This window comes from Streptococcus sp. CP1998, assembly GCF_041026655.1.
GTDB classification, from domain to species: domain Bacteria; phylum Bacillota; class Bacilli; order Lactobacillales; family Streptococcaceae; genus Streptococcus; species Streptococcus dentalis.
Window position 1 is genome coordinate 796096 of sequence record NZ_CP163380.1, and the last position, 23714, is coordinate 819809.

The 23714-nt window shown below is 41.8% G+C and carries 13 protein-coding genes and 1 pseudogene; 11 read left to right on the forward strand and 3 right to left on the reverse strand.

Annotation, left to right across the window (positions count from 1 at the left end):
* From AB4X21_RS04190 to alaS, 4 genes are all read left to right on the forward strand, one after another.
* Nucleotides 1-723, forward strand: coding sequence for an O-methyltransferase (locus AB4X21_RS04190; RefSeq protein WP_155125645.1), 723 nt, complete (start codon nucleotides 1-3; stop codon nucleotides 721-723).
* A 67-nt stretch (nucleotides 724-790) separates the two neighbouring features.
* On the forward strand, nucleotides 791-1735 hold the full coding sequence (gene prsA, locus AB4X21_RS04195; RefSeq protein ID WP_369088240.1) for a peptidylprolyl isomerase PrsA: 945 nt from the start codon (nucleotides 791-793) through the stop codon (nucleotides 1733-1735).
* Nucleotides 1736-1988: 253 nt separating this feature from the next.
* Nucleotides 1989-2474: an LURP-one-related/scramblase family protein gene (locus AB4X21_RS04200; protein ID WP_270298723.1), complete on the forward strand. Its 486-nt coding sequence runs from the start codon at nucleotides 1989-1991 to the stop codon at nucleotides 2472-2474.
* Nucleotides 2475-2497: 23 nt separating this feature from the next.
* Nucleotides 2498-5116 carry an alanine--tRNA ligase gene (gene alaS / locus AB4X21_RS04205; protein ID WP_070465592.1) on the forward strand — a complete coding sequence of 873 codons (2619 nt, stop codon included), beginning with the start codon at nucleotides 2498-2500 and terminating at the stop codon, nucleotides 5114-5116.
* A gap of 373 nt (nucleotides 5117-5489) precedes the next feature.
* On the opposite strand, the gene nrdF is transcribed toward alaS, so the two are convergent.
* From nrdF to nrdH, 3 genes are all read right to left on the reverse strand, one after another.
* Nucleotides 5490-6449 carry a class 1b ribonucleoside-diphosphate reductase subunit beta gene (gene nrdF, locus AB4X21_RS04210; RefSeq protein ID WP_003011591.1) on the reverse strand — a complete coding sequence of 320 codons (960 nt, stop codon included), beginning with the start codon at nucleotides 6447-6449 and terminating at the stop codon, nucleotides 5490-5492.
* Between the two features lie 113 nt (nucleotides 6450-6562).
* The gene (nrdE, locus tag AB4X21_RS04215) at nucleotides 6563-8722 is read right to left on the reverse strand and encodes a class 1b ribonucleoside-diphosphate reductase subunit alpha (RefSeq protein WP_369088241.1); all 2160 of its coding nucleotides are present in this window, start codon (nucleotides 8720-8722) and stop codon (nucleotides 6563-6565) included.
* Between the two features lie 114 nt (nucleotides 8723-8836).
* A complete protein-coding gene (gene nrdH, locus AB4X21_RS04220; protein WP_049483904.1) occupies nucleotides 8837-9055 on the reverse strand; it encodes a glutaredoxin-like protein NrdH in 219 nt (72 codons plus the stop codon).
* A 475-nt stretch (nucleotides 9056-9530) separates the two neighbouring features.
* Here nrdH and AB4X21_RS04225 point away from each other — a divergent pair, with 475 nt between their 5' ends.
* The 7 genes and pseudogenes from AB4X21_RS04225 (at nucleotide 9531) to AB4X21_RS04255 (ending at nucleotide 23700) form a co-directional block, all read left to right on the forward strand.
* Nucleotides 9531-9794 (forward strand): phosphocarrier protein HPr, encoded by a 264-nt coding sequence (locus AB4X21_RS04225; RefSeq protein ID WP_003006411.1) that lies wholly within the window; start codon nucleotides 9531-9533, stop codon nucleotides 9792-9794.
* Between the two features lie 4 nt (nucleotides 9795-9798).
* On the forward strand, nucleotides 9799-11532 hold the full coding sequence (gene ptsP, locus AB4X21_RS04230; protein WP_369088242.1) for a phosphoenolpyruvate--protein phosphotransferase: 1734 nt from the start codon (nucleotides 9799-9801) through the stop codon (nucleotides 11530-11532).
* Between the two features lie 327 nt (nucleotides 11533-11859).
* Nucleotides 11860-13767: pseudogene (gene glgB / locus AB4X21_RS04235) on the forward strand (1,4-alpha-glucan branching protein GlgB).
* A 50-nt stretch (nucleotides 13768-13817) separates the two neighbouring features.
* The gene (locus tag AB4X21_RS04240; RefSeq protein ID WP_021152896.1) at nucleotides 13818-14960 is read left to right on the forward strand and encodes a glucose-1-phosphate adenylyltransferase; all 1143 of its coding nucleotides are present in this window, start codon (nucleotides 13818-13820) and stop codon (nucleotides 14958-14960) included.
* Nucleotides 14950-16086 (forward strand): glucose-1-phosphate adenylyltransferase subunit GlgD, encoded by a 1137-nt coding sequence (glgD, locus tag AB4X21_RS04245; protein ID WP_369088243.1) that lies wholly within the window; start codon nucleotides 14950-14952, stop codon nucleotides 16084-16086. The genes AB4X21_RS04240 and glgD overlap by 11 nt, the downstream gene beginning before the upstream one ends.
* Nucleotides 16086-17513, forward strand: coding sequence for a glycogen synthase GlgA (gene glgA, locus AB4X21_RS04250; protein WP_369088244.1), 1428 nt, complete (start codon nucleotides 16086-16088; stop codon nucleotides 17511-17513). Before glgD ends, glgA begins: the two co-directional genes overlap by 1 nt.
* A 232-nt stretch (nucleotides 17514-17745) precedes the next feature.
* Nucleotides 17746-23700 carry a ZmpA/ZmpB/ZmpC family metallo-endopeptidase gene (locus AB4X21_RS04255; RefSeq protein WP_369088245.1) on the forward strand — a complete coding sequence of 1985 codons (5955 nt, stop codon included), beginning with the start codon at nucleotides 17746-17748 and terminating at the stop codon, nucleotides 23698-23700.
* Nucleotides 23701-23714: the final 14 nt, after the last annotated feature.

Sequence of the window (23714 nt, forward strand, 5' to 3'; positions counted from 1 at the left end):
ATGGTAGAATCTTATAGTAAAAATGCCAACCACAATATGCGCCGGCCAGTCGTTAAAGACGAGATCGTTGACTTTATGCGTACGCGTCAAAAGCCGGTATCTGGTGCTCTAAAGGAATTAGAATCATTCGCCCGTAAGGAAAATATTCCCATCATTCCGCATGAAACGGTAGCCTACTTTAGACTGCTCCTGCAAGCCTTACAACCAAAGAAAATCCTTGAAATTGGGACAGCAATTGGATTTTCAGCGCTCTTAATGGCTGAAAATGTTCCCGATGCACAAATTACCACTATTGATCGGAATGAAGAGATGATTGGTTTTGCCAAGGAAAATCTGGCTAAATACGATCAGAGAAAGCAAATCACCTTGCTTGAAGGGGATGCGGTAGATGTCTTGCAGAATTTGACAGAGACCTATGACTTTGTCTTCATGGACTCTGCTAAGTCTAAGTACATCGTCTTTTTACCACGAATTCTCGAACTCTTAGAGGTTGGGGGAGTCGTGGTACTGGATGATATTTTCCAAGGGGGAGATGTTGCCAAAGACATCATGGAAGTGCGTCGTGGGCAACGAACCATTTACCGGGGGCTTCAGAACCTCTTTAATGCGACTCTCAATCATCCAGATTTGACCGCTAGTTTGGTGCCACTTGGAGATGGTATTTTGATGATTCGGAAAAATGCAGAGACAGTAACCTTGCCAGATCCTAGCTCTTTTAGGTAAATTTAAGGTATTCTCTCTAATTTGTGGTAAAATAGAAGAAGTTTAAAAAGAACGGAGAATAATTTTCATGAAGAAAAAACTTGTAGCAGGTGCTGTGACCTTGCTATCAGTCGTAACACTAGCAGCATGTGCCAATGGTACAAACAAAGATGTCGTTACCATGAAAGGCGACGCGATTTCAGTTTCTGATTTCTATGATGAAATCAAAACCAACCAAGGAGCTCAACAAGTTCTTTTTCAAATGACCATCAATAAGGTTTTTGAAAAAGAATATGGATCAAAAGTTTCTGATAAAGAAGTTGATAAAGAATTGGCTAAACAAAAGAAACAATTAGGTAAACAATTTGATGCTTACTTGGCGCAACAAGGCTTGACGGAAGAAACAGCGAAGAAGCAAATCCGTAGCAATATGTTGTTGGAATATGCAGTTAACCAAGCTGCTAAGAAAGATATCAAAGAGTCTGACTACAAGGCGGCTTTTGAATCCTACACACCAGAAGTGACAGCACAAATTATCAAGTTGAATTCAGAAGACAAAGCAAAAGAAGTGTTGGAAGCAGCTAAAGCAGAAGGTGCAGATTTTGCCCAAATCGCCAAAGATAATTCAACAGATACTGCTACAAAAGACAAAGGTGGCGAAGTCAAGTTCGATTCAGGAACAGCAGATATTCCATCTCAAGTCAAAGAAGCTGCCTTTAAGTTGGATGAAAATGGGATTTCAGATGTGATCACAGTTTCAGCAGGTCGAAACTATTCCGCTAGCTACTATATTGTCAAATTGAATAAGAAGACAGATAAAGGCTCTGACTGGAAGAAATACGAAAAACGTTTGAAAGAGATCATTGTCGATGGTCGTAAGCAAGATACCAACTACATCCGTAGCATTATTGCAAAAGCGATGACCAATGCCAATATCAAGGTCAAAGATGATGCTTTCAAATCAACATTTAACCAATATTTGCAAAATATCGGTGTTCAAACAAGTAATAGCAGCTCATCATCTAAAAAATAGTTGACGGTTCCTTTTGGAACTTGTATAATGAAATAGTTGAGAATAAATCATTGTTTATCAGAATCAGAGAAGTGGCGGGGGTGCGAGCCATGGAAGAGAAATGATTTTGCTACTCGGCTGAGACAATTGCATATAAAATGAAGAATGACAAGTTCATTGAATGAAGGTGGTACCGCGGTTTTTCGCCCTTCGTTTAGTGGCTTGTCTTTTGTTTATGGGCAGTTGTCTGGAGCTTTTTAAAGGAGATCAAAAGATGCGAACCTATCAAGTGAAACAAAAATTTCGATTGGGTGGCGAGCGGTTCGATATCAAAGATGAGTTGGAAAATGTTGAGTACCAGGTTGAGGGATCTTTTCTTAAGATTCCTAAGACCTTTACCATCTATGATAAGAATGGACAAGAAGTGAGCCACATTGCTAAAAAAACAATCAGCTTTCTTCCCAAGTTTGTGGTTGAGTTGAAGGATGGGGACCGCTTTTTTATCCATAAAAAGCTGACGCTCTTCAGGGATAAATACGATATCGAAGATTTGGGACTGCGGGTACAAGGAAATATCTGGGATCTAGATTTTAAATTATTCGATGATCGGGATCAAATCGTCGCTGAGATTAGCAAGGAACTCTTTCATCTCACCTCAACTTACCAAGTATTGGTGTATGAGGATGAATACGCTGATTTAGTCATCTCACTTTGTGTCGCTATCGATTATGTCGAAATGTTAGAAGCTGGCGCAAATTAATCTTAAAAAATTAGGAGACAAATATGAAACAATTATCTAGTGCACAAGTCCGCCAAATGTGGCTTGATTTCTGGGCAAGCAAAGGCCACTCAGTAGAACCATCTGTTAGCTTGGTTCCAGTAAACGATCCAACACTTTTGTGGATCAACTCAGGGGTTGCCACTCTTAAGAAATACTTTGATGGAACCATCAAACCTGAAAACCCACGGATTACTAATGCTCAAAAAGCTATCCGTACCAACGATATCGAAAACGTAGGGAAAACTGCTCGTCACCATACCATGTTTGAAATGTTGGGGAACTTCTCTATCGGAGATTACTTCCGTGATGAAGCCATTACGTGGGCTTATGAACTTTTGACAAGTCCGGAATGGTTTGATTTCCCTAAAGACAAACTTTACATGACCTATTACCCTGACGACAAAGATTCATACAACCGTTGGATCGCTGTTGGGGTAGATCCAAGTCACTTGATCCCAATCGAAGACAACTTCTGGGAAATCGGTGCGGGGCCTTCTGGACCAGATACAGAAATCTTCTTTGACCGTGGAGAAGCCTTTGACCCTGAAAATATCGGTCTTCGTCTGCTTGCAGAAGATATCGAAAACGACCGTTACATCGAAATCTGGAACATTGTTTTGTCACAATTTAACGCTGACCCTGCTGTTCCTCGTAGTGAGTACAAGGAATTGCCACACAAGAACATTGATACGGGTGCAGGTTTGGAACGTTTGGTAGCCGTTATCCAAGGGGCCAAGACTAACTTTGAAACAGACCTCTTCATGCCGATCATCCGTGAAGTTGAAAAGATGTCTGGTAAAACCTATGATCCAGATGGCGATAACATGAGCTTCAAGGTGATTGCTGACCACATCCGTTCGCTTTCATTTGCGATTGGAGATGGGGCTCTTCCAGGTAATGAAGGACGCGGTTACGTTCTTCGTCGTCTCCTCCGTCGTGCTTCTATGCATGGTCAAAAATTGGGGATTGAAGGAACCTTCTTGTATAAATTGGTTCCAACTGTTGGGAAGATCATGGAAAGCTACTACCCAGAAGTACTTGAAAAACAAGAATTTATCGAAAAAATCATCAAGAGTGAAGAAGAATCATTTGCTCGTACCTTGAACTCTGGTCAACACTTTGCCCAAACCATTGTTGAAGACTTGAAAGCCAAAGGTCAAACAGTGATTGCTGGTCAAGATGTCTTTAAACTTTATGATACATACGGATTCCCAGTAGAATTGACAGAAGAAATCGCTGAAGAAGCTGGAATGACGGTCGATCGTGACGGTTTTGAAGCGGCTATGAAGGAACAACAAGAACGTGCGCGTGCATCTGCTGTCAAAGGTGGATCTATGGGGATGCAAAATGAAACCCTTCAAAACATTACAGTTGAAAGTAGCTTCAACTACAATGCCAGCCAATTGCCTTCTAAGTTGGTGGCTATCGTAGCAGATAATGCTGAAGTAGAAGCTGTATCAGAAGGGACTGCATCACTGATCTTTGCAGAAACTCCATTCTACGCTGAAATGGGTGGACAAGTTGCGGACCATGGTCAAATCTTGGATGCTACAGGAAATGTCGTAGCTACTGTAACAGATGTACAAAAGGCACCAAATGGACAACCACTTCATACTGTTGAAGTTCTTGCTCCTCTTGCCTTGAACCAAGAATACACCTTGGCGATCGATACCAATCGTCGTCATCGTGTCATGAAGAACCACACTGCAACTCACTTGCTCCATGCCGCTCTTCACAATATCCTTGGTAACCACGCAACCCAAGCAGGATCTCTCAACGAAGTAGAATTCCTTCGCTTTGACTTTACCCACTTCCAAGCCGTAACTCCTGAAGAATTGCGCGCTATTGAACAACAAGTCAATGAAAAGATTTGGGAAGCGATCGCAGTCGAAACGATTGAAACAGATATCGATACTGCTAAAGAAATGGGAGCCATGGCCCTCTTTGGTGAAAAATACGGTAAAGAAGTCCGTGTTGTCACTATCGGTGATTACTCAGTAGAGCTTTGTGGTGGTACTCACGTAGGTAACACTTCTGAAATTGGTCTCTTCAAGATTGTCAAAGAAGAAGGGATCGGATCAGGAACTCGTCGTATCTTGGCAGTGACTGGTAAGGAAGCCTTCGAAGCTTATCGTGAACAAGAAGATGCACTGAAAGCAGTCGCAGCAACCTTGAAAGCACCTCAACTTAAGGAAGTCCCTCACAAGGTGGAAGGTCTTCAAGAACAACTCCGTCAATTGCAAAAAGAAAATGCAGAATTGAAGGAAAAAGCGGCAGCAGCGGCAGCAGGCGATGTCTTCAAGAATGTTCAAGAAGCAAATGGACACCGTTACATTGCCAGCCAAGTTTCTGTATCAGATGCAGGTGCTCTTCGTACCTTTGCGGATAACTGGAAACAAAAAGATTACTCTGACGTCCTTGTTCTTGTCGCAGCTATCGGTGACAAGGTCAATGTCCTTGTAGCTAGCAAGACAAAAGAGGTCCATGCAGGTAATGTGATCAAAGAATTGGCTCCAATCGTCGATGGACGTGGTGGTGGTAAACCAGACATGGCCATGGCAGGAGGAAGCAACCAAGCTAAAATCCAAGAATTGTTGGATGCTGTAGCAGGTAAATTGTAATCATCGGAGAGGTTGGATGTTTGTCCAACCTCTTTTTTCAAAAAAAAAGCAGATCCAATTAGAAAAAGATTGCAACAAAAAAACCTTTCCGTCTGGAAAGGTTTCAGATTGAAGATAAAGTCTTCTAAAAAACTTTTCTTAGGTGAGTACGGACGTCAGCGAACTTCAAAGAAGTTCCTTGACTTAGTTTTGGACCTAAGGTTCCAAAACTCCCGAGTGCTAGAAACATGATTGTTTCTAGCACTTTTCTCACGGCGGAAAGTTTTTAATCTTCAAAAAATAAAAGTCATTTTTTGAAAATCATCTATCTGTTTTATGTAAAACAATAGGTTGTCTATATTTAAAAACCTTTCCATCTGGAAAGGTTTTTGTCTTATAGGCCGTAGTTGTAATCGTCATCCTGCATAGCTTCTACTTCACCGAGAAGGTAACCATTTCCGACTTGAGAGAAGAAGTCGTGGTTAGAGGTACCGGTTGAGATTCCGTTCATGACGATTGGGTTAACGTCATCTGCTGAGTCTGGGAAAAGCGGATCTTGTCCCAAGTTCATGAGGGCTTTATTGGCATTGTAGCGAAGGAAGGTCTTGACTTCTTCTGTCCAGCCCACACCGTCATAGAGGCTCTCTGTGTAGCCTTCTTCATTCTCATAGAGGGTGTAGAGAAGATCATACATCCACTCTTTGAGTTTTTCTTGTTCTTCTTCTGGTAATTCGTTAAAACCAAGTTGGAACTTGTAGCCGATATAGGTTCCGTGAACAGATTCGTCCCGAATGATCAACTTAATGATTTCAGCTACGTTGGCCAATTTGTTGTTTCCAAGATAGTAGAGAGGTGTGAAGAAACCAGAGTAGAAGAGGAAGGTTTCAAGGAAAACGCTGGCGACTTTCTTTTCAAGAGGGGTCCCATTGAGATAGATTTCGTTGATGATTTCTGCCTTCTTTTGAAGGAAAGGATTGGTGTTGGTCCATTCGAAAATCTCTTCGATTTCTGACTTAGTATTCAAAGTAGAAAAGATAGAAGAGTATGACTTAGCATGGACAGATTCCATAAATTGGATGTTGTTAAAGACAGCTTCTTCATGGGGAGTACGAATATCCGCACGAAGAGCCTGAACACCTGTTTCAGATTGCATGGTATCTAGAAGGGTCAATCCCCCAAAGACTTTACCAACTAGGTCTTTTTCTTTATTCGACAACTTTCTCCAGTCATCCAAGTCGTTTGACAAAGGGATACGTGTATCCAACCAGAATTGCTCTGTCAGTTTTTCCCAGGTCGATTTATCGATGACATCTTCGATCGCATTCCAGTTAATGGCTTTGTAATATGTTTCCATTTGCATCACTTTCTTTTTCTATTCATTCAATCGTTACTATTCTACCATAAATTGATAGAATACCGCACAAAAAGTCGGCGAACCGACTTTTGATAGCTATCTAGGATAGCGGATTAGATGACACAGCTTTCACATTGGTTGGCGCCAACTTCTCCACCATCATCTGTAAAGGTACGGACGTAGTAGATAGACTTGATACCCTTGTTAAAGGCGTAGTTCCGAAGGATAGACAAGTCACGAGTGGTTTGTTTGTTTTCAGTTTTCCATTCGTAAAGACCCTTTGGAATATCGCTACGCATAAAGAGAGTCAGTGAAAGTCCTTGGTCTACGTGCTCAGTTGCAGCCGCATAGACATCGATGACTTTGCGCATATCCATGTCGTAGGCAGAAGTGTAGTAAGGGATGGTTTCCGTTGACAATCCTGCTGCAGGATAGTAGATCTTACCGATTTTCTTCTCTTGACGTTCTTCAATCCGTTGTGTAATTGGGTGGATAGAAGCAGATACGTCATTGATGTAGCTGATAGATCCATTTGGTGCCACAGCCAAGCGGTTTTGGTGGTAAAGACCATCTGCTTTGACCTTATCACGAAGTTCAGCCCAGTCTTCTGCACTAGGAATAAAGATATCTTTAAAGAGTTCTTTGACGCGATCAGATTTTGGTACAAATTCTCCGGTTGTGTACTTATCAAAGTAGCTACCGTTGGCGTAGTCTGATTTTTCAAAGTTGTGGAAGGTAATACCCCGTTCACGCGCAATGTTATTTGATTCTACTAGGGTCCAGTAGTTCATGAGCATGAAGTAGATGCTGGTGAACTCGACAGACTCAGGTGATCCGTATTCGATCAATTGTTGGGCAAGGTAGCTGTGAAGTCCCATGGCTCCAAGACCAAAGGTATGCGCTTGGCTGTTTCCGTGGTCGATTGTAGGAACAGCTACAATGTGGGAGCTATCTGTGACGAAGGTCAAAGCACGAACCATGGCACGAATCGAACGACCAAAGTCAGGTGAGGTCATCATGTTGACTACGTTGGTTGAACCAAGGTTACATGAGACGTCTGTCCCCATTTTAATGAATTCTTGAGCATCGTTGATCAAGCTTGGCTCTTGAACCTGGAGGATCTCTGAACACAAGTTACTCATGATGATCTTGCCATCAACAGGGTTTGCACGGTTAGCAGTATCGATGTTAACTACATATGGGTAACCAGATTCTTGTTGCAATTTAGAAATTTCAGTTTCCAAATCACGCGCCTTAATTTTTGTCTTGCGGATGTTTGGATTAGCAACCAACTCATCGTATTTTTCAGTGATGTCAATGTAGTTGAATGGCACTCCGTATTCACGCTCTACAGAGTAAGGGCTGAAGAGGTACATTTCTTCATTCTTACGGGCCAACTCGTAGAACTTGTCTGGTACGACTACCCCAAGTGAGAGAGTCTTCACCCGAACTTTTTCATCAGCATTTTCTTTCTTAGTAGAAAGGAAGGCGATGATGTCTGGGTGGAAGACATTGAGGTAAACCACCCCAGCCCCTTGGCGTTGTCCCAATTGGTTAGAGTAAGAGAAGCTATCTTCAAAGAGTTTCATAACAGGTACGACCCCAGAAGCGGCTCCTTCATATCCTTTGATTGGTGCTCCAGCTTCACGAAGGTTGCTGAGGGAGATTCCAACCCCACCACCGATACGTGAAAGTTGAAGGGCAGAGTTGATGGAACGTCCGATCGCATTCATATCATCGGTTACTTGGATCAAGAAACACGAAACCAATTCCCCACGGCGGGCACGTCCAGCATTTAAGAAAGAAGGAGTAGCTGGTTGGTAGCGTTGGTGGATAATTTCGTTTGCGATGTCTCGCGCGATAGATTCATTTCCATCTGCAAAATAGAGAGCATTGAAGAAGACACGGTCTTCCATGCTTTCAAGATAGTATTCTCCATCATTTGTTTTCAAAGCGTATTGGTTATAGAATTTGTAGGCCGCCATGAAGGACTTGAATTGGAAGTTTTGATCTTTGATAAATTGGGCCAATTCCTCTAAAAATTCAGGACGGTATTTCTCGATAAAAGCTCTCTCAATGTAATTGTGCTCGAGAAGGTACTGAATCTTGTCTGTAATCGAGTCAAAGGTTTTAGTATTTGGTACAACATTTTCTTTAAAGAACGCATCCAAAGCTTCTTTATCTTTAAGAAGCATGATTTGGCCGTTTACTGGACGGTTGATTTCATTGTTAAGACGAAAATACGTCACATCTTCAAGAGATTTTAATCCCATAATAATCCTTTTCTAGTTCAAAAAAATGAAGAGGAGAAGTCCTCTCTTTCCAAGTAAAAAGTCTAGTGTTAGGTTGCTAACGCTAGACCCTATTTAAGCAAAATACTGTGTTTATTAAGAAAGTTTCTTCAACTTAGCTGGTTGAAAACCAGAAAATACTTCATCCGGTGTTTGAATTACTGGAGCAGCATTGAAGCCAAGGTTCTTAACATGCTCTACAAATTCTGGCTGTTCATCTAAGTTAATTTCGCGGTATTCCACATGATTGCTATCGAGGAATCGCTTGGTCATTTTGCATTGAATACAATTATTTTTTGAATAAATGGTTACCATTTCTTTTCCTTTCTCCTATCGAAATATAAATCTGTAAACAGTATAAACAAAATCCAGCAACTTGTCAACAAAATAAAACTAAATATTGTGCAAAGAGATGAAATGGGGTTTTCAAAGCACAATATATTGTGGTGAGTGAAAAATGTGAAAATCGAAGAAATGGGATAGGAATAGGCTTTAAAGCATCTTTAATTAGTTATAATTTTTTGGTGAATCAACATCCTGTGGTTCAAGAGCTTCTTTTCATTGAAAGCGGAGGAAAATGTTACTTATAATATAGTAGAAAATTGAAAAGATATTTTCTCTGTTCTTCAGGTGCTTCTTAAAATGTATCTAAATTGGGATTTTTCGCAGTCTTTTTCTGTAAGTCAGTGATAAAAATCTTGAAAAAAATTTCAAAAGATGATATAATACCAAATTGTAAGGGTTATCAAAAGGTAACTCAAAAACTATTTTTAAAAAGGAGAGTCAAACTATGGCTTCTAAAGATTTCCACATCGTGGCAGAAACAGGTATCCACGCACGTCCAGCAACTTTGTTGGTTCAAACTGCTAGCAAATTTGCTTCAGATATTACTCTTGAATACAAAGGTAAATCAGTTAACTTGAAATCAATCATGGGTGTTATGAGCCTTGGTGTTGGTCAAGGAGCAGACGTTGTAATCTCTGCAGAAGGTGCTGACGCTGATGATGCTATCGCAGCTATTTCAGAAACAATGACTAAAGAAGGATTGGCTTAAAAATATGACAAAAATGCTAAAAGGAATTGCAGCATCTGACGGTGTTGCCGTTGCTAAGGCATATTTGCTCATTCAACCAGACTTATCATTTGAGACTGTTTCAGTCGAAGATACAAGTGCAGAAGAAGCTCGTTTGGATGCAGCTCTTGAAGCTTCACAAAACGAGCTTTCTCTTATTCGGGAGAATGCAGTAGCAAGCCTTGGTGAAGAAGCAGCGCAAGTTTTTGATGCGCATATGATGGTTCTTGCTGACCCTGAAATGATTGGTCAGATCAAAGAAACAATTCGTACGAAAAAAATCAATGCAGAAGCTGGCTTGAAAGAAGTCACTGACATGTTCATTGCGATCTTTGAAGGAATGGAAGACAATCCTTACATGCAAGAACGTGCAGCAGATATTCGTGACGTTACCAAACGTGTCCTTGCCAACTTGCTTGGTAAGAAATTGCCAAACCCTGCTTCTATCAATGAAGAAGCAATCGTGGTTGCGCATGACTTGACTCCATCTGATACAGCACAGTTGAACAAAAAGTATGTAAAAGCTTTTGTTACGAATATCGGTGGACGTACAAGTCACTCAGCTATCATGGCTCGTACACTTGAAATCGCAGCTGTTCTTGGTACAAATAACATCACAGAACTTGTCAAAGAAGGCGATGTTTTGGCCGTTTCAGGGATCACTGGTGAAGTGGTGATCAACCCTACTGAAGAACAAATTGCAGAGTTCAAAGCAGCTGGTGAAGCTTATGCTAAACAAAAAGCTGAATGGGCTCTCCTTAAAGATGCGAAAACAGTGACTGCTGATGGAAAACACTTCGAGTTGGCTGCTAACATCGGTACACCTAAAGACGTTGAAGGTGTAAACGATAATGGTGCAGAAGCTGTTGGTCTTTACCGTACAGAATTCTTGTACATGGATTCTCAAGACTTCCCAACAGAAGATGACCAATACGAAGCCTACAAAGCAGTTCTTGAAGGTATGAATGGTAAACCTGTGGTTGTTCGTACAATGGATATCGGTGGGGATAAAGAACTTCCTTACTTCGACCTTCCTAAAGAAATGAACCCATTCTTAGGTTTCCGCGCTTTGCGTATTTCTATCTCTGAAACTGGTAATCAAATGTTCCGTACACAATTGCGTGCTTTGCTTCGTGCATCTGTTCACGGTAAATTGCGGATCATGTTCCCAATGGTTGCTTTGTTAACTGAGTTCCGTACAGCTAAGGGTATTCTTGAAGAAGAGAAGGCTAAATTGCTTGCGGAAGGTGTTGCTGTTGCAGACGATATCCAAGTAGGGATCATGATTGAAATCCCAGCTGCAGCTATGCTTGCGGATCAATTTGCTAAAGAAGTTGATTTCTTCTCAATTGGTACTAACGACTTAATCCAATACACAATGGCTGCTGACCGTATGAACGAGCAAGTTTCATACCTTTACCAACCATATAACCCATCTATCCTTCGTTTGATCAACAATGTGATCAAAGCGGCTCACGCTGAAGGCAAATGGGCTGGTATGTGTGGTGAAATGGCCGGTGACCAAACTGCTGTTCCACTTCTTGTCGGAATGGGCTTGGATGAGTTCTCTATGTCAGCGACATCTGTCCTTCGTACACGTAGCTTGATGAAGAAACTCGACACAGCTAAAATGCAAGAATACGCTAACCGTGCTCTTACTGAATGTTCAACAATGGAAGAAGTTCTTGAACTTTCAAAAGAATACGTGAACGTAGACTAAGAATTCAACAAGACTAAGACAAATCTGTCTTAGTCTTTTTTTACATTGTTCATAAAAATGTTCATTTTATTCGTAATAAACTAGTTAGTAATAAAAATAGTGATTTAAATGTTCGGTTTTTGTTTGATTTTCCTCGTATATATAGTATAATCGTAAGTAAGATAAGGAGGATGACCAAGGAAGGATCTAAAAGGTTCGGGAAAGAAAATGGAAAAACTTTTCCTGATAATTTTACATGATTTTACAGGAATCAACTTGAAAATTAAGTGATTTTATAGTAAAATAAAAACAAATAGAAAACGCTTTCAAAAGCAAAGAGGTGAGTATATGGATAGAAGCACAGACTTATGGACATTTGGAAGAGGGGATAATTTCCATCTTCAAGAGTACTTAGGAGCTCACAAGGAAACAAGGGGAGAACAAGAAGGTTTTACCTTCCGTGTTTGGGCTCCCAATGCTCAGGCTGTGGATCTGATTGGTGATTTCACTGATTGGGAAGCTCGTAAAATTCCAATGGTTCGTAATGAAGGAGGCGTCTGGGAAGTCTTCTGTCCCGATGCAAAAGAGGGAGATATATACAAGTATTTGGTGACTCGATAAAATGGTCATCAGGTGCAAAAAATCGATCCTCTAGCGTTATGGATGGAAAAGAGACCCAATACAGGATCTATTATTAAGACCATTCCAGAGAAAAACTGGCAAGATGGTCTCTGGAGAGCACGCCGCAAAAAACTTGGTTTTAAGGAACGACCTGTTAATATTTATGAGGTTCACGCAGGATCGTGGAAACGTAATGAGGATCACAGTTCCTATACCTTCAAACAACTAAAAGAAGAATTGATTCCATATTTGGTGGAGATGAACTACACCCACGTGGAATTTATGCCAGTGATGGCCCATCCATTGGGCTTGAGTTGGGGCTATCAGCTTATGGGATATTTTGCACTCGAGCAGACTTATGGTAGTCCAGAAGAGTTTCAAGATTTTGTGGAAGAATGCCACCTCAACAATATCGGAGTGATCGTGGATTGGGTGCCAGGACATTTCATTATTAATGATGATGCTTTGGCGTATTATGATGGAACACCAACCTTTGAATACCAGGATGAACATCGAGCTCATAACTACGGATGGGGAGCCTTGAACTTCGATTTAGGAAAAAATCAAGTCCAGTCATTCTTAATTTCTAGTTTGAAGTTTTGGATTGAAACTTATCATTTAGATGGAATTCGGGTCGATGCTGTGAGCAATATGCTCTATCTTGACTACGATAGTGGTCCATGGACTCCAAATATTGATGGAGGAAGCCTCAACTACGAAGGCGTTCATTTCCTTAGACGTTTGAATGCGATTATCAAGAACGAACACCCAGATGTCATGATGATTGCAGAAGAAAGTTCTGCTGGTCAAAAGATCACGGGTCCTGAAGAAGAAGGTGGACTTGGCTTTGACTATAAATGGAATATGGGTTGGATGAATGATATCCTTCGATTCTACGAAGAAGATCCCATCTACCGGAAATTTGACTTTAACCTGGTAACCTTTAGTTTCATGTATGCATTTTCTGAAAACTTCTTACTACCATTTTCACACGATGAAGTGGTGCATGGTAAGAAGAGTTTGATGCATAAGATGTGGGGAGATCGTTACAATCAATTTGCTGGACTCCGTAACCTCTTGACCTATCAGATTTGCCATCCAGGTAAGAAACTACTCTTTATGGGTTCAGAATTTGGTCAGTTTTTGGAATGGAAGTCAGAAGAGCAATTGGAATGGGGCAATCTAGAGGATGAAATGAATGCTAAGATGCGTCGTTTTACTTCTCAGCTCAATCATTTCTACAAAGAACACAAGGAATTGTGGGAGATCGATGATAGCTTTGATGGCTTAGAGATTATTGATGCAGATAACCGGGATCAGAGCGTCTTGTCAATGGTTCGGAAAAATCGTAAGGGCGATCTTCTGGTGTGTGTTTTCAATATGGCACCAGTGGAACGCAAGGACTTTACGATTGGTGTGCCTGTATCAGCGGTCTATGAAGAAATTTGGAATACAGAATTAGAAGAATGGGGAGGTGTCTGGAAAGAGCACAATCCAACAGTTCAGTCTCAAGATGGACTGTGGAAGGATTATGAACAAACTTTGACCTTTACTTTGCCGGCTTTAGGGGCTAGCATTTGGAAGGTGAAACGGAAGGTTAGCAAAACAAAATCTAAAACATCAGATAAAAAATGATGATCGGTTGACTCTATGGGAGTCCAAGCTTTAAAAAGAGGAAGTAGTCAATGAAGAATGAAATGCTCGCTTTAATTCTTGCCGGTGGGCAAGGAACACGTCTTGGAAAATTAACCAAAAACATCGCGAAACCTGCGGTTCAATTTGGTGGGCGCTATCGGATTATCGATTTTGCTCTCTCAAACTGTGCCAACTCAGGAATTCACAATGTTGGTGTGATTACACAGTATCAACCACTTGCCCTTAACAGCCATATTGGGAATGGTTCCAGCTGGGGCTTGGATGGAATCAATACGGGTGTGTCTATTCTCCAACCTTATTCAGCTAGTGAAGGAAATCGGTGGTTCGAAGGAACTAGTCATGCGATTCTCCAAAATATCGACTATATCGATAGCATCAATCCGGAATATGTCTTGATTCTATCTGGGGACCACATCTACAAGATGGATTACGATGACATGCTTCAAGCGCACAAGGATAATAATGCAAGCTTGACCGTTGCCGTCCTAGATGTTCCTTTGAAGGAAGCAAGCCGTTTTGGAATCATGAATACAGATGCCAATAATCGGATTGTCGAATTTGAAGAAAAACCAGCGGAACCAAAATCTACCAAGGCTTCCATGGGGATTTACATCTTTGACTGGGCCCGTCTGCGCAATATGTTGGTTGCTGCTGAAAAGAGTGATATCGATATGTCAGACTTCGGTAAAAATGTCATTCCAACGTATCTAGAATCAGGCGAAAGTGTTTATGCTTATGAATTCAATGGTTATTGGAAAGACGTTGGTACGATTGAGTCTCTTTGGGAAGCCAATATGGAATATATCGATCCAAACAATGCCTTGGATAGTCGCGATCGTCACTGGAAAATCTATTCACGCAACCTTATTTCACCACCAAACTTCTTTGGGGAACATGGTCACATCGAAGATTCTCTTGTAGTCGATGGTTGTTCGGTAGACGGTACAGTCAAACACTCCATCTTATCAACAGAAGCTCAAGTTCGTGAAGGAGCAGTTGTTGAAGATGCTGTCGTGATGAGCAATGCCATTATCGGTAAAGGAGCTGTCGTAAAACGCGCGATTATCGGAGAAGGTGCAGTCATTGCAGAAGGTGTCGTGATTGATGGAACAGAGGAAGTGCAAGTTGTCGGTTACAATGAAAAAGTGGGGGTAGCAACAGATGAAGATTGATAAATATTCAGCCATTTTAGGAAATACAGTTGGGTATCATGATATGTCCACTTTGACCAGCCATCGTCCGGTAGCATCCCTACCGTTTGATGGGAAATACCGCTTGATTGACTTCCCGCTGTCTAGTCTTGCGAATGCTGGTATTCGTAGTGTTTTTGGGATTTTCCAACAAGAAAATATTAGTTCGGTCTTTGACCATATTCGTTCAGGTCGTGAGTGGGGCTTGTCTACTTTATTGAGCCACTATTACCTCGGAATCTATAATACTCCAGTTGAAAATACAACGGTAGGGCCAGAATATTACCAACAATTGTTGACCTATTTGAAACGGTCTGGTTCCAACCAAACAGTTGCTTTAAACTGTGATGTTTTGATGAATATTGACCTCAACCAAATTTTCCACCTTCATAATACCATTGATCGTCCGATTACAGTGGTTTATAAGAAGTTGCATCTTCAAAATATCTCTGAAGTCAATGCTGTCTTGAAAATTGATGAAACAGACCATGTTACAGAGCAAAGACTTTTTGATGGCAAAGATCCTGATGAAGTCTACAACATGTCAACAGATGTCTTTATTGTGGACACTCCTTGGTTGATTGAAAAAATTGAAGAAGAAGCTAAGAAAGAATACCCACAAAAATTGCGCTATATCTTGCGTGATTTGGCGGTGGAATACAATGCTTTTGCCTTTGAATATACAGGTTACTTAGCCAATATTCATTCAGTTGAATCCTACTACCAGGCAAACTTGGATATGTTGGAAAACCAAAAATTCATGAAGCTCTTTTCACCAAACCAAAAGGTGTATACGAAAGTGAAGAATGAAGAACCAACATATTATTCCAAGACTTCACATATTAAAACGTCTCAATTTGCTTCGGGTAGTATTGTAGAAGGAACCGTTGAACGCTCCGTTGTTTCACGTCGGGTACACCTTCATGAAGGTTCAGAAGTACGCAGTAGCCTTCTCTTCCCTGGTGTTGTGATTCATGAAAATGCAATCGTCGAACATGCCATTCTGGATAAGGGTGTTGAAGTGGCTGCTGGTGTGACGATTCGTGGGACAGAAGAAGCACCTGTCGTGGTTAAAAAAGGAACGATTGTTACAGAGGATATTGTCTAATGAAACTATTATTTGTTGCAGCTGAAGGAGCACCGTTTTCTAAAACAGGTGGTTTGGGAGACGTTATTGGCGCTCTTCCTAAATCCTTAGCGAAAAGTGGTCATGATGTGCGCGTGATCCTCCCTTACTATGATATGGTAGAGGCCAAGTTTGGAGATCAAATCGAAGATGTCTTGCATTTTGAGACCAAGGTTGGCTGGAGAAGTCAATATGTGGGTGTGAAACGCATTGTGCGCGATGGAGTCACCTTTTACTTTATTGATAACCAACACTATTTCTTTAGAGGACATGTGTATGGTGACTTTGATGATGGCGAACGCTTTGCCTTCTTCCAGCTCGCGGCCTTAGAAACGATGGAACGAGTTGATTTCATTCCAGATGTTCTTCATGCCCATGATTACCATACAGCGATGATTCCTTTCTTGCTGAAGGAAAAATATCGTTGGATTCAAGCTTATCATGGAATTAAGACAGTATTGACCATCCATAATTTGGAATTCCAAGGTCAGTTCGACCCAGGAATGTTGTGGGATCTATTCGGAGTTGGATTTGAACGCTATGCAGATGGAACGCTTCGGTGGAATGATTGCCTGAACTGGATGAAAGCCGGCATTCTATATGCTGACCGTGTGACAACTGTTTCTCCTAGCTATGCGCATGAGATTATGACTGCTGAATATGGTTGTGGCTTGGATCAGATCCTTCGGATGGAGTCTGGCAAGGTGACCGGAATTGTTAACGGGATTGATGCAGATCTGTATAATCCTGAAACGGATCCGCTCTTAACGTATCACTTCAGTCTCTCAGATCTTTCAGGTAAAGCAGCTAGTAAACGAGCTCTTCAAGAACGTATTGGTCTACCTGTTCGCGATGATGTTCCTTTGTTTGGGATCGTCTCTCGTTTGACACGTCAAAAAGGTTTTGATGTGGTGGTAGAAGAGTTGCATCAACTTTTGCAAAAGGATATTCAGATTGTCTTGCTCGGTACAGGAGACACTGGATTTGAAAATGCCTTTGCTTGGTTTGGTCAAGCCTACCCAGACAAACTTTCAGCGAATATCACATTTGATGTCCAATTGGCACAAGAAATCTATGCAGCGTCAGATGTCTTCTTGATGCCAAGCCGTTTTGAACCGTGTGGCCTTTCTCAAATGATGGCCATGCGTTATGGAACCCTTCCTTTAGTGCATGAAGTCGGCGGACTTCGTGATACGGTTCAACCGTTTAATGCTGTTGATGGAAGTGGAACAGGCTTTAGCTTCAATAATTTGTCTGGTTATTGGTTTAACTGGGCAGTTGATGAAGCCTTGGCTGTCTACTACAATGACAAACAGGCTTGGTATGGTCTCCAAGAACAAGCTATGACGCGTGACTTCTCATGGGATACGGCTAGTCAACGATACAATGATTTGTACCAATCCTTATAAATAGATCGATGATACAAACGCCTTTCGAGGCGTTTTTTAGTATGCTTTCTTCCTATAAAGAGAACGGTTTATTTTTTTGAGTTTTAGAGCTTGCTAAAATAGAAGAAAAAAGATAAGATAGGTAAAGGTAAAAAATCCCAGGAAGGTTCTTATTTCTAGAAAGGATCCCAGCCTCTCTAGAAATAATAGGTCCCTGCTTGAGGGTTGAATATTACTATATAGGAGTTATAGGATGAAAAAAGCGAAACAAATTTTTGAAAAAATGACCAAATATTCGATTCGAAAATTATCTGTCGGGGTTGGTCCTGTGGCCATTGGTGCCTTTTTATTAGGAGGAAGCCTGTTAGGAGCTCGTCCTGTCAAAGCTGATCAAGTGACCCTACCTGCTCATGTGCATTTAGGTTATGTGACAGAAGAAGAGCTAACTGCTGAAGAAAAAGCACAGGTGATTCATGCAATCCCTGAAGAATATCAAAATGAAGATACTTTCTATCTCGTCTATAAGAAGAAGGAAACAACTCAGCCAGTTCTTCCTCAAACAGGAAGTCAGGAAGTTGCCCTCTTTGGCCTAAGTCTAGCTACAGCTTCCTTTGCGGTCCTCTTGCTCTCTAAAAAGCGCCGGAAGAAGATCATCGGCGTCCTTTTGATTGGAGTTATGGGACAAAGTCTTCTACTACCTGTTGAAGTCGCAGCGCTACAAAATCAAGTTTTGCGCGCTTATAATCAGGATCTTGCGATCTCATCAAGCAAAGATCTTTCAAATGGCGTGATTCAAATTGACGGCTATGACTATGTGGGCTACTTGCGCTACCCGTCAGTCCAAAAGACGAGCTTACAAGAACCAAAGGCTATGCAGGAAACGAAATCTTCTGTAGAAGGGACGATCAAAACAAGTACAGGGATTCCACAAGTAGAACCACAAGCGCGTGTGACTCCAGAAGTTGCCCCAGCCTTTCCTCAAGTTGAAAAACCAAGTCTTGAAGTCTCTACTGAGCCTGTGCCATTTGAAACTGTCATCCAAGCTGATCCTACATTAGCCAAAGGGCAAACCAAGGTGCTGACTGCTGGTCAAAATGGGGAGCGGACCATATTGACGGAAGTGAGTGTGGTAGATGGACAAGAAGTTCGCAGAGTAGTTGAAAGCAAGGTCACTAAAGAACCAGTTTCACAAATTCTTGCTGTCGGGACAAAAGAAGATGCCCAACCAACCCCTCAACCCAGCCCTTCTCCAGTTGTAACGGCCAAAGGGACACAAGAAGAAGGCCATGTCGGCGAAGCTCCTGTTCAACCAGAGAATCCAGTCTATACAGGCGTAGTGGAAGCTAAGGGAACACAAGAAGAAGGCCATGTCGGCGAAGCTCCTGTTCAACCGGAGAATCCAGTCTATACAGGTGTGATAGAAGCCAAAGGAACACAAGAAGAAGGCCATGTCGGCGAAGCTCCTGTTCAACCAGAGAATCCAGTCTATACAGGCGTAGTGGAAGCTAAGGGAACACAAGAAGAGGGCCATGTCGGCGAAGCTCCTGTTCAACCGGAGAATCCAGTCTATACAGGTGTGGTAGAAGCCAAAGGGACGCAGGAAGAAGGCCATCTCGGCGAAGCTCCTATTCAACCGGAGAACCCAACCTATCAAGTAACGGAAGGGACTGTAACAGAGACAGAAACGGTAATCCTTCCATATGGAACAGAGTATGCAACGGACGCCAATCGTTACACCGATGAAGAAAGCCTCCTTCAAAAAGGAGAGGCTGGTAGCCAGGAGATTCGTCGTGTTTATAAGACGGTTAATGGTGAGAAGATTGGAGAGCCTCTCAGTACGACCACTGAAACGGTCAAAGCTCCTGTGACAGAAAAAATTAGTCGTGGGACCAAGGCTATTGAAGGCCAAAAAGAGGAAGTTGCTTTTGAAGAAATTCCATTTAAGACGGTAACCGAACAAGATGCCACCTTGCTAAAAGGAACTGAAAGGGTTTCTCAAGCCGGTAAGAATGGGAAGAAGAAAATCACCAAGGTCTACAAGACCATCAAGGGAGTTAAAACGGCGGATGCCCCAACGGTTACGGAGGAAGTAGTTGAACAAGCTCAAGATCGGATCATTCAAAAAGGGATCAAAGAACTTGACAAGCCAACCTTGACTTTGACCCAGGTCGATAAGGAAGAATTGAAGCGCAGTGCTAAAGCTACTTATCGTTTGGACAAACCAGATGGTGTGACCATCAAGTCCATCCAGGCTGTATTGAAGAAGGGTGATCAAGTTGTGAAAACTTTCGCCCTTTCAGAGACGGACTTAGTAGCTGCCCTAGCGGACTTAGACTACTACAAGGATTATACGCTCGCAACGACTATGGTCTATGACCGTGGAAATGGTGATGAAGAAGAAGTTCTCAAGGAAGAACCTCTGAGAATTGATCTAAAGAAAGTTGAAATCAAAAACATCAAGGAAACCAGCCTGATTAGCGTGGATGACCAAGGTCTTGAAACAGATAGCAGCCTCTTGTCTGAAACACCATTAGATGTGAAGCCTTACTACTTAAAGGTCACCACCCACGATAATAAGGTCACAAAACTGGCCGTTGATAAAATAGAAGAAGTGACGGTAGATGGCACGACCCTCTACAAAGTAACAGCCAAAGCTCCTGATCTTATCCAACGGACTGCGGACAGCCAGTTTAGTGAGGACTATATCCACTATATTGCAAAACCCAAAGCACATGAAGGTGATGTCTACTACAATTTCAACGAACTTATAAAAGCCATCCAAGCCAATCCGACTGGTACCTTTAAACTGGGTAGCAATATGAATGCGGCCAATGTCCAGCCAGCAGGAAAATCCTATGTGACCAATGCCTTTAAGGGAATTTTGGAAAGTACGGATGGAAATAAATTTGCCATCCATAACATTACAAGACCATTATTTGGAAACATTGAAGGTGGTTCGGTTAAGAATCTCTTGCTAGAAAATGTTGCGATTGACTTACCTGGAGTTGATCGAGTGGCTCCAATTGCCAATGTTATTAAAAACAATGCAACTGTCGAGAATGTTAAAGTAACAGGAAGTGTTGTCGGGAACAATGACGTAGCAGGGATCATCAATAAAATTGATGGCAGTGGGAAGGTAAGTAATGTTGCCTTTATCGGTAAATTGCACGCTGCTGGGAACAAAGGTGGCTATCTAGCGGGTATTGTTGGCGAGAACTGGAAAGGTGTTGTTGAAAAAGCTTACGTTGATGCTGAAATCACTGGGAACAAAGCCAAAGCTGCAGGTTTAGTTTATTCCTCTCAAAATGGAGCAAATAACCATACAGTAGGTAAAGAAGGAGTCCTTAGAAATTCAGTTGCTAAAGGCTCGATTGAACTCAAAGAAGCGGTGCAATCTGGTGGATTACTAGGGACCAACTGGGCCTTGGGGACTATTGAAGACAATATCACCATGATGAAAGTCAAAACAGGTGAGATGGTCTTCGGACACTCGGATATTGATGCGGATGATTACTTCACTTACTCAAGAACCAAGCGCAATTACAGTGTGGAAGGTGTGAGTGAAGGAAAAAAATCCTTTAACAACTCCCGTAAAATCCCAAGCATCTCTCTAGCAGAAGCTGAGCAGAAAATCGAAGCAATGGGAATCACTGCTGATAAATTTACCAGCAGCAAACCGATTGAAGATACGCTCAATCACCTTGTTAACAAAGACGATCAATACAAGGCAATCACTGGTTACGATGCGACTCGTGAGCTAGCTTACCGCAATATTGCTAAATTGCAACCATTCTATAACAAAGAATGGATTGTCGACCAAGGGAATAAATTGGCTGCAACGAGTCCTCTCTTGACCAAGGAAGTCTTGTCTGTGACCGCTATGAAGGGCAATGATTTTGTCACTGAACTAGCTAATGCTGATCATATTCTGATCCATTATGCCGATAAGACAAAAGATATTTTTAGCATGACGCCGAAAGACTCTAAGGTCAAACAAGTCAAAGAGTACAGTGTAGCGGAGCTCGGTGAAGTGGTCTATACGCCGAATATGGTGGATAAGGACCGGAGCGATCTCATTCATGCGATCGTTGAAAAATTAAGCTCTGTAGAATTACAATCAGATCCTATCTACACACACTTAGGTCGAACAGGTCCTAACAAAGTCAATGCCATTAAGAACCTTTACCTCGAGGAGAGCTTCCAAGAAGTCAAGGACAATCTGACTCACTTTGTAAAACAACTGGTTGAAAACCAAGATCATCAATTAAATACAGATGAGGCTGCCAAACGAGCGCTCATTAAGAAGATTGAGGACAACAAGGCTGCTGTTCTTTTGGGGCTTTCTTACCTCAATCGCTATTACGGAGTGAAGTTCGATGATGTCAATCTTAAGCAGCTCATGTTGTTCAAGCCAGACTTCTATGGGAAGAATGTCGATGTTTTAGACCGCTTGATTGAAATTGGCTCAAAAGAAGACTACATCAAAGGGACTCGTACCCACGATGCTTTCCGGGAAGTCGTTGCTAAATCGACTCTTTCTGGGAACCTAAATGACTTCCTGAAGTACAATATGGAGCTCTTCACAAAAGAGACAGACTTGAATGATTGGTTCATCAAAGCAACTAAAGACAATGTCTATATTGTGGAGCCTGAGACGACCAATCCAGCGTTCGCATCTGCTAAGCATAGAGCCTATGAGGGCTTAAACAATGATGTTCACGGTAAAATGATCTTGCCACTCTTGAACTTAAAAGATGCTCATATGTTCTTGATTTCAACTTACAATACCATGGCCTATAGTTCCTTTGAGAAATATGGTAAGAATACGGAAGCAGAGCGGAATGCCTTCAAAGCGGAAATTGATAAGGTGGCGAAAGGACAACAGAATTACCTAGATTTCTGGTCACGTCTAGCAACGGATAAGGTTCGCAATCAACTCTTGAAGAGCAACAATATGGTGCCGACCCCTGTCCTTGATAACCAAAACTACAAGGGCATTAGTACAGACCGCTATGGCCATACCAACAATGGCAAAGATGTCGCTCCAATCCGTGAATTGTATGGTCCAACCGATCGTTACCATGCGACAGATTGGCGGATGGGAGCAGTGGCGCGAATTTACGGAAATCCATATAAAGATGATTCTGTCTTCTTCATGGTGACGGATATGATCAGTGACTTTGGGGTCTCTGCCTTCACGCACGAAACAACGCACGTCAATGACCGCATGGTTTACTTAGGTGGTTGGAGACACCGCGAAGGAACCGATATCGAAGCCTTTGCCCAAGGCATGCTCCAAACACCATCCGTATCCAATCCAAATGGGGAATACAAGGCTTTAGGTCTCAATATGGCCTATGAACGTCCTAATGATGGAAACCAATGGTACAATACCAATCCAAATGATTTGAAGTCACGTGATGAAATTGATCGGTATATGAAAGGCTATAACGACACCCTCATGCTTCTGGATTACCTAGAAGGAGATGCTGTCCTTAATAAAGGCAGTCAAGCATTAAACAATGCTTGGTTCAAGAAGGTTGACAAGCAATACCGAGGAGCTAACACCAAGAATCAATTTGATAAGGTGCGTCCTTTGAGTGATGAGGAAAAAGCGATTGCTTTACATACAGTCGATGACCTCATCACCAACAACTTCATGACCAATCGTGGTCCTGGAAATGGGGTCTATAATCCATCTGACTTTGGCTCAGCCTATGTGACTGTACCGATGATGACAGGGATCTATGGTGGGAACACCAGTGAAGGGGCTCCTGGAGCCATGTCCTTCAAACACAATACCTTCAGACTCTGGGGATACTATGGCTACGAAAAAGGCTTCTTAGGGTATGCTTCAAACAAGTATAAACAAGAATCCAAACAAGCAGGTCATGCGACTCTAGGAGATGATTACATCATTCAAAAGATTTCTGATGGAACATTCAGTACCCTTGAAGACTGGAAGAAAGCTTATTTCAAAGAAGTTGTGACAAGTGCCAAAAATGGAATTCAATCTATTGAAATTGATGGTACAACATACAAGAGCTATGAAGACTTGAAACGTGCATTTGCTGAAGCAGTTGATAAAGATAAGGCTACTCTAAGTAACGGCTCTGTCAAATTTGACAATACTGTTGCTTTGAAAGAAAAACTCTTTAAGAAACTACTTCAACAAACAGATAGTTTTAAAACTTCTATCTTTAAATAATCAATTGACTCTCA

Excerpts from the sequence above, each read along its gene's own strand:
- AB4X21_RS04190 (WP_155125645.1), top strand. The coding sequence starts at position 1 with ATGGTAGAATCTTATAGTAAAAATGCCAACCACAATATGCGCCGGCCA.
- prsA (WP_369088240.1), top strand. The coding sequence starts at position 791 with ATGAAGAAAAAACTTGTAGCAGGTGCTGTGACCTTGCTATCAGTCGTA.
- AB4X21_RS04200 (WP_270298723.1), top strand. The coding sequence starts at position 1,989 with ATGCGAACCTATCAAGTGAAACAAAAATTTCGATTGGGTGGCGAGCGG.
- alaS (WP_070465592.1), top strand. The coding sequence starts at position 2,498 with ATGAAACAATTATCTAGTGCACAAGTCCGCCAAATGTGGCTTGATTTC.
- nrdF (WP_003011591.1), bottom strand. The coding sequence starts at position 6,449 with ATGGAAACATATTACAAAGCCATTAACTGGAATGCGATCGAAGATGTC.
- nrdE (WP_369088241.1), bottom strand. The coding sequence starts at position 8,722 with ATGGGATTAAAATCTCTTGAAGATGTGACGTATTTTCGTCTTAACAAT.
- nrdH (WP_049483904.1), bottom strand. The coding sequence starts at position 9,055 with ATGGTAACCATTTATTCAAAAAATAATTGTATTCAATGCAAAATGACC.
- AB4X21_RS04225 (WP_003006411.1), top strand. The coding sequence starts at position 9,531 with ATGGCTTCTAAAGATTTCCACATCGTGGCAGAAACAGGTATCCACGCA.
- ptsP (WP_369088242.1), top strand. The coding sequence starts at position 9,799 with ATGACAAAAATGCTAAAAGGAATTGCAGCATCTGACGGTGTTGCCGTT.
- AB4X21_RS04240 (WP_021152896.1), top strand. The coding sequence starts at position 13,818 with ATGAAGAATGAAATGCTCGCTTTAATTCTTGCCGGTGGGCAAGGAACA.
- glgD (WP_369088243.1), top strand. The coding sequence starts at position 14,950 with ATGAAGATTGATAAATATTCAGCCATTTTAGGAAATACAGTTGGGTAT.
- glgA (WP_369088244.1), top strand. The coding sequence starts at position 16,086 with ATGAAACTATTATTTGTTGCAGCTGAAGGAGCACCGTTTTCTAAAACA.
- AB4X21_RS04255 (WP_369088245.1), top strand. The coding sequence starts at position 17,746 with ATGAAAAAAGCGAAACAAATTTTTGAAAAAATGACCAAATATTCGATT.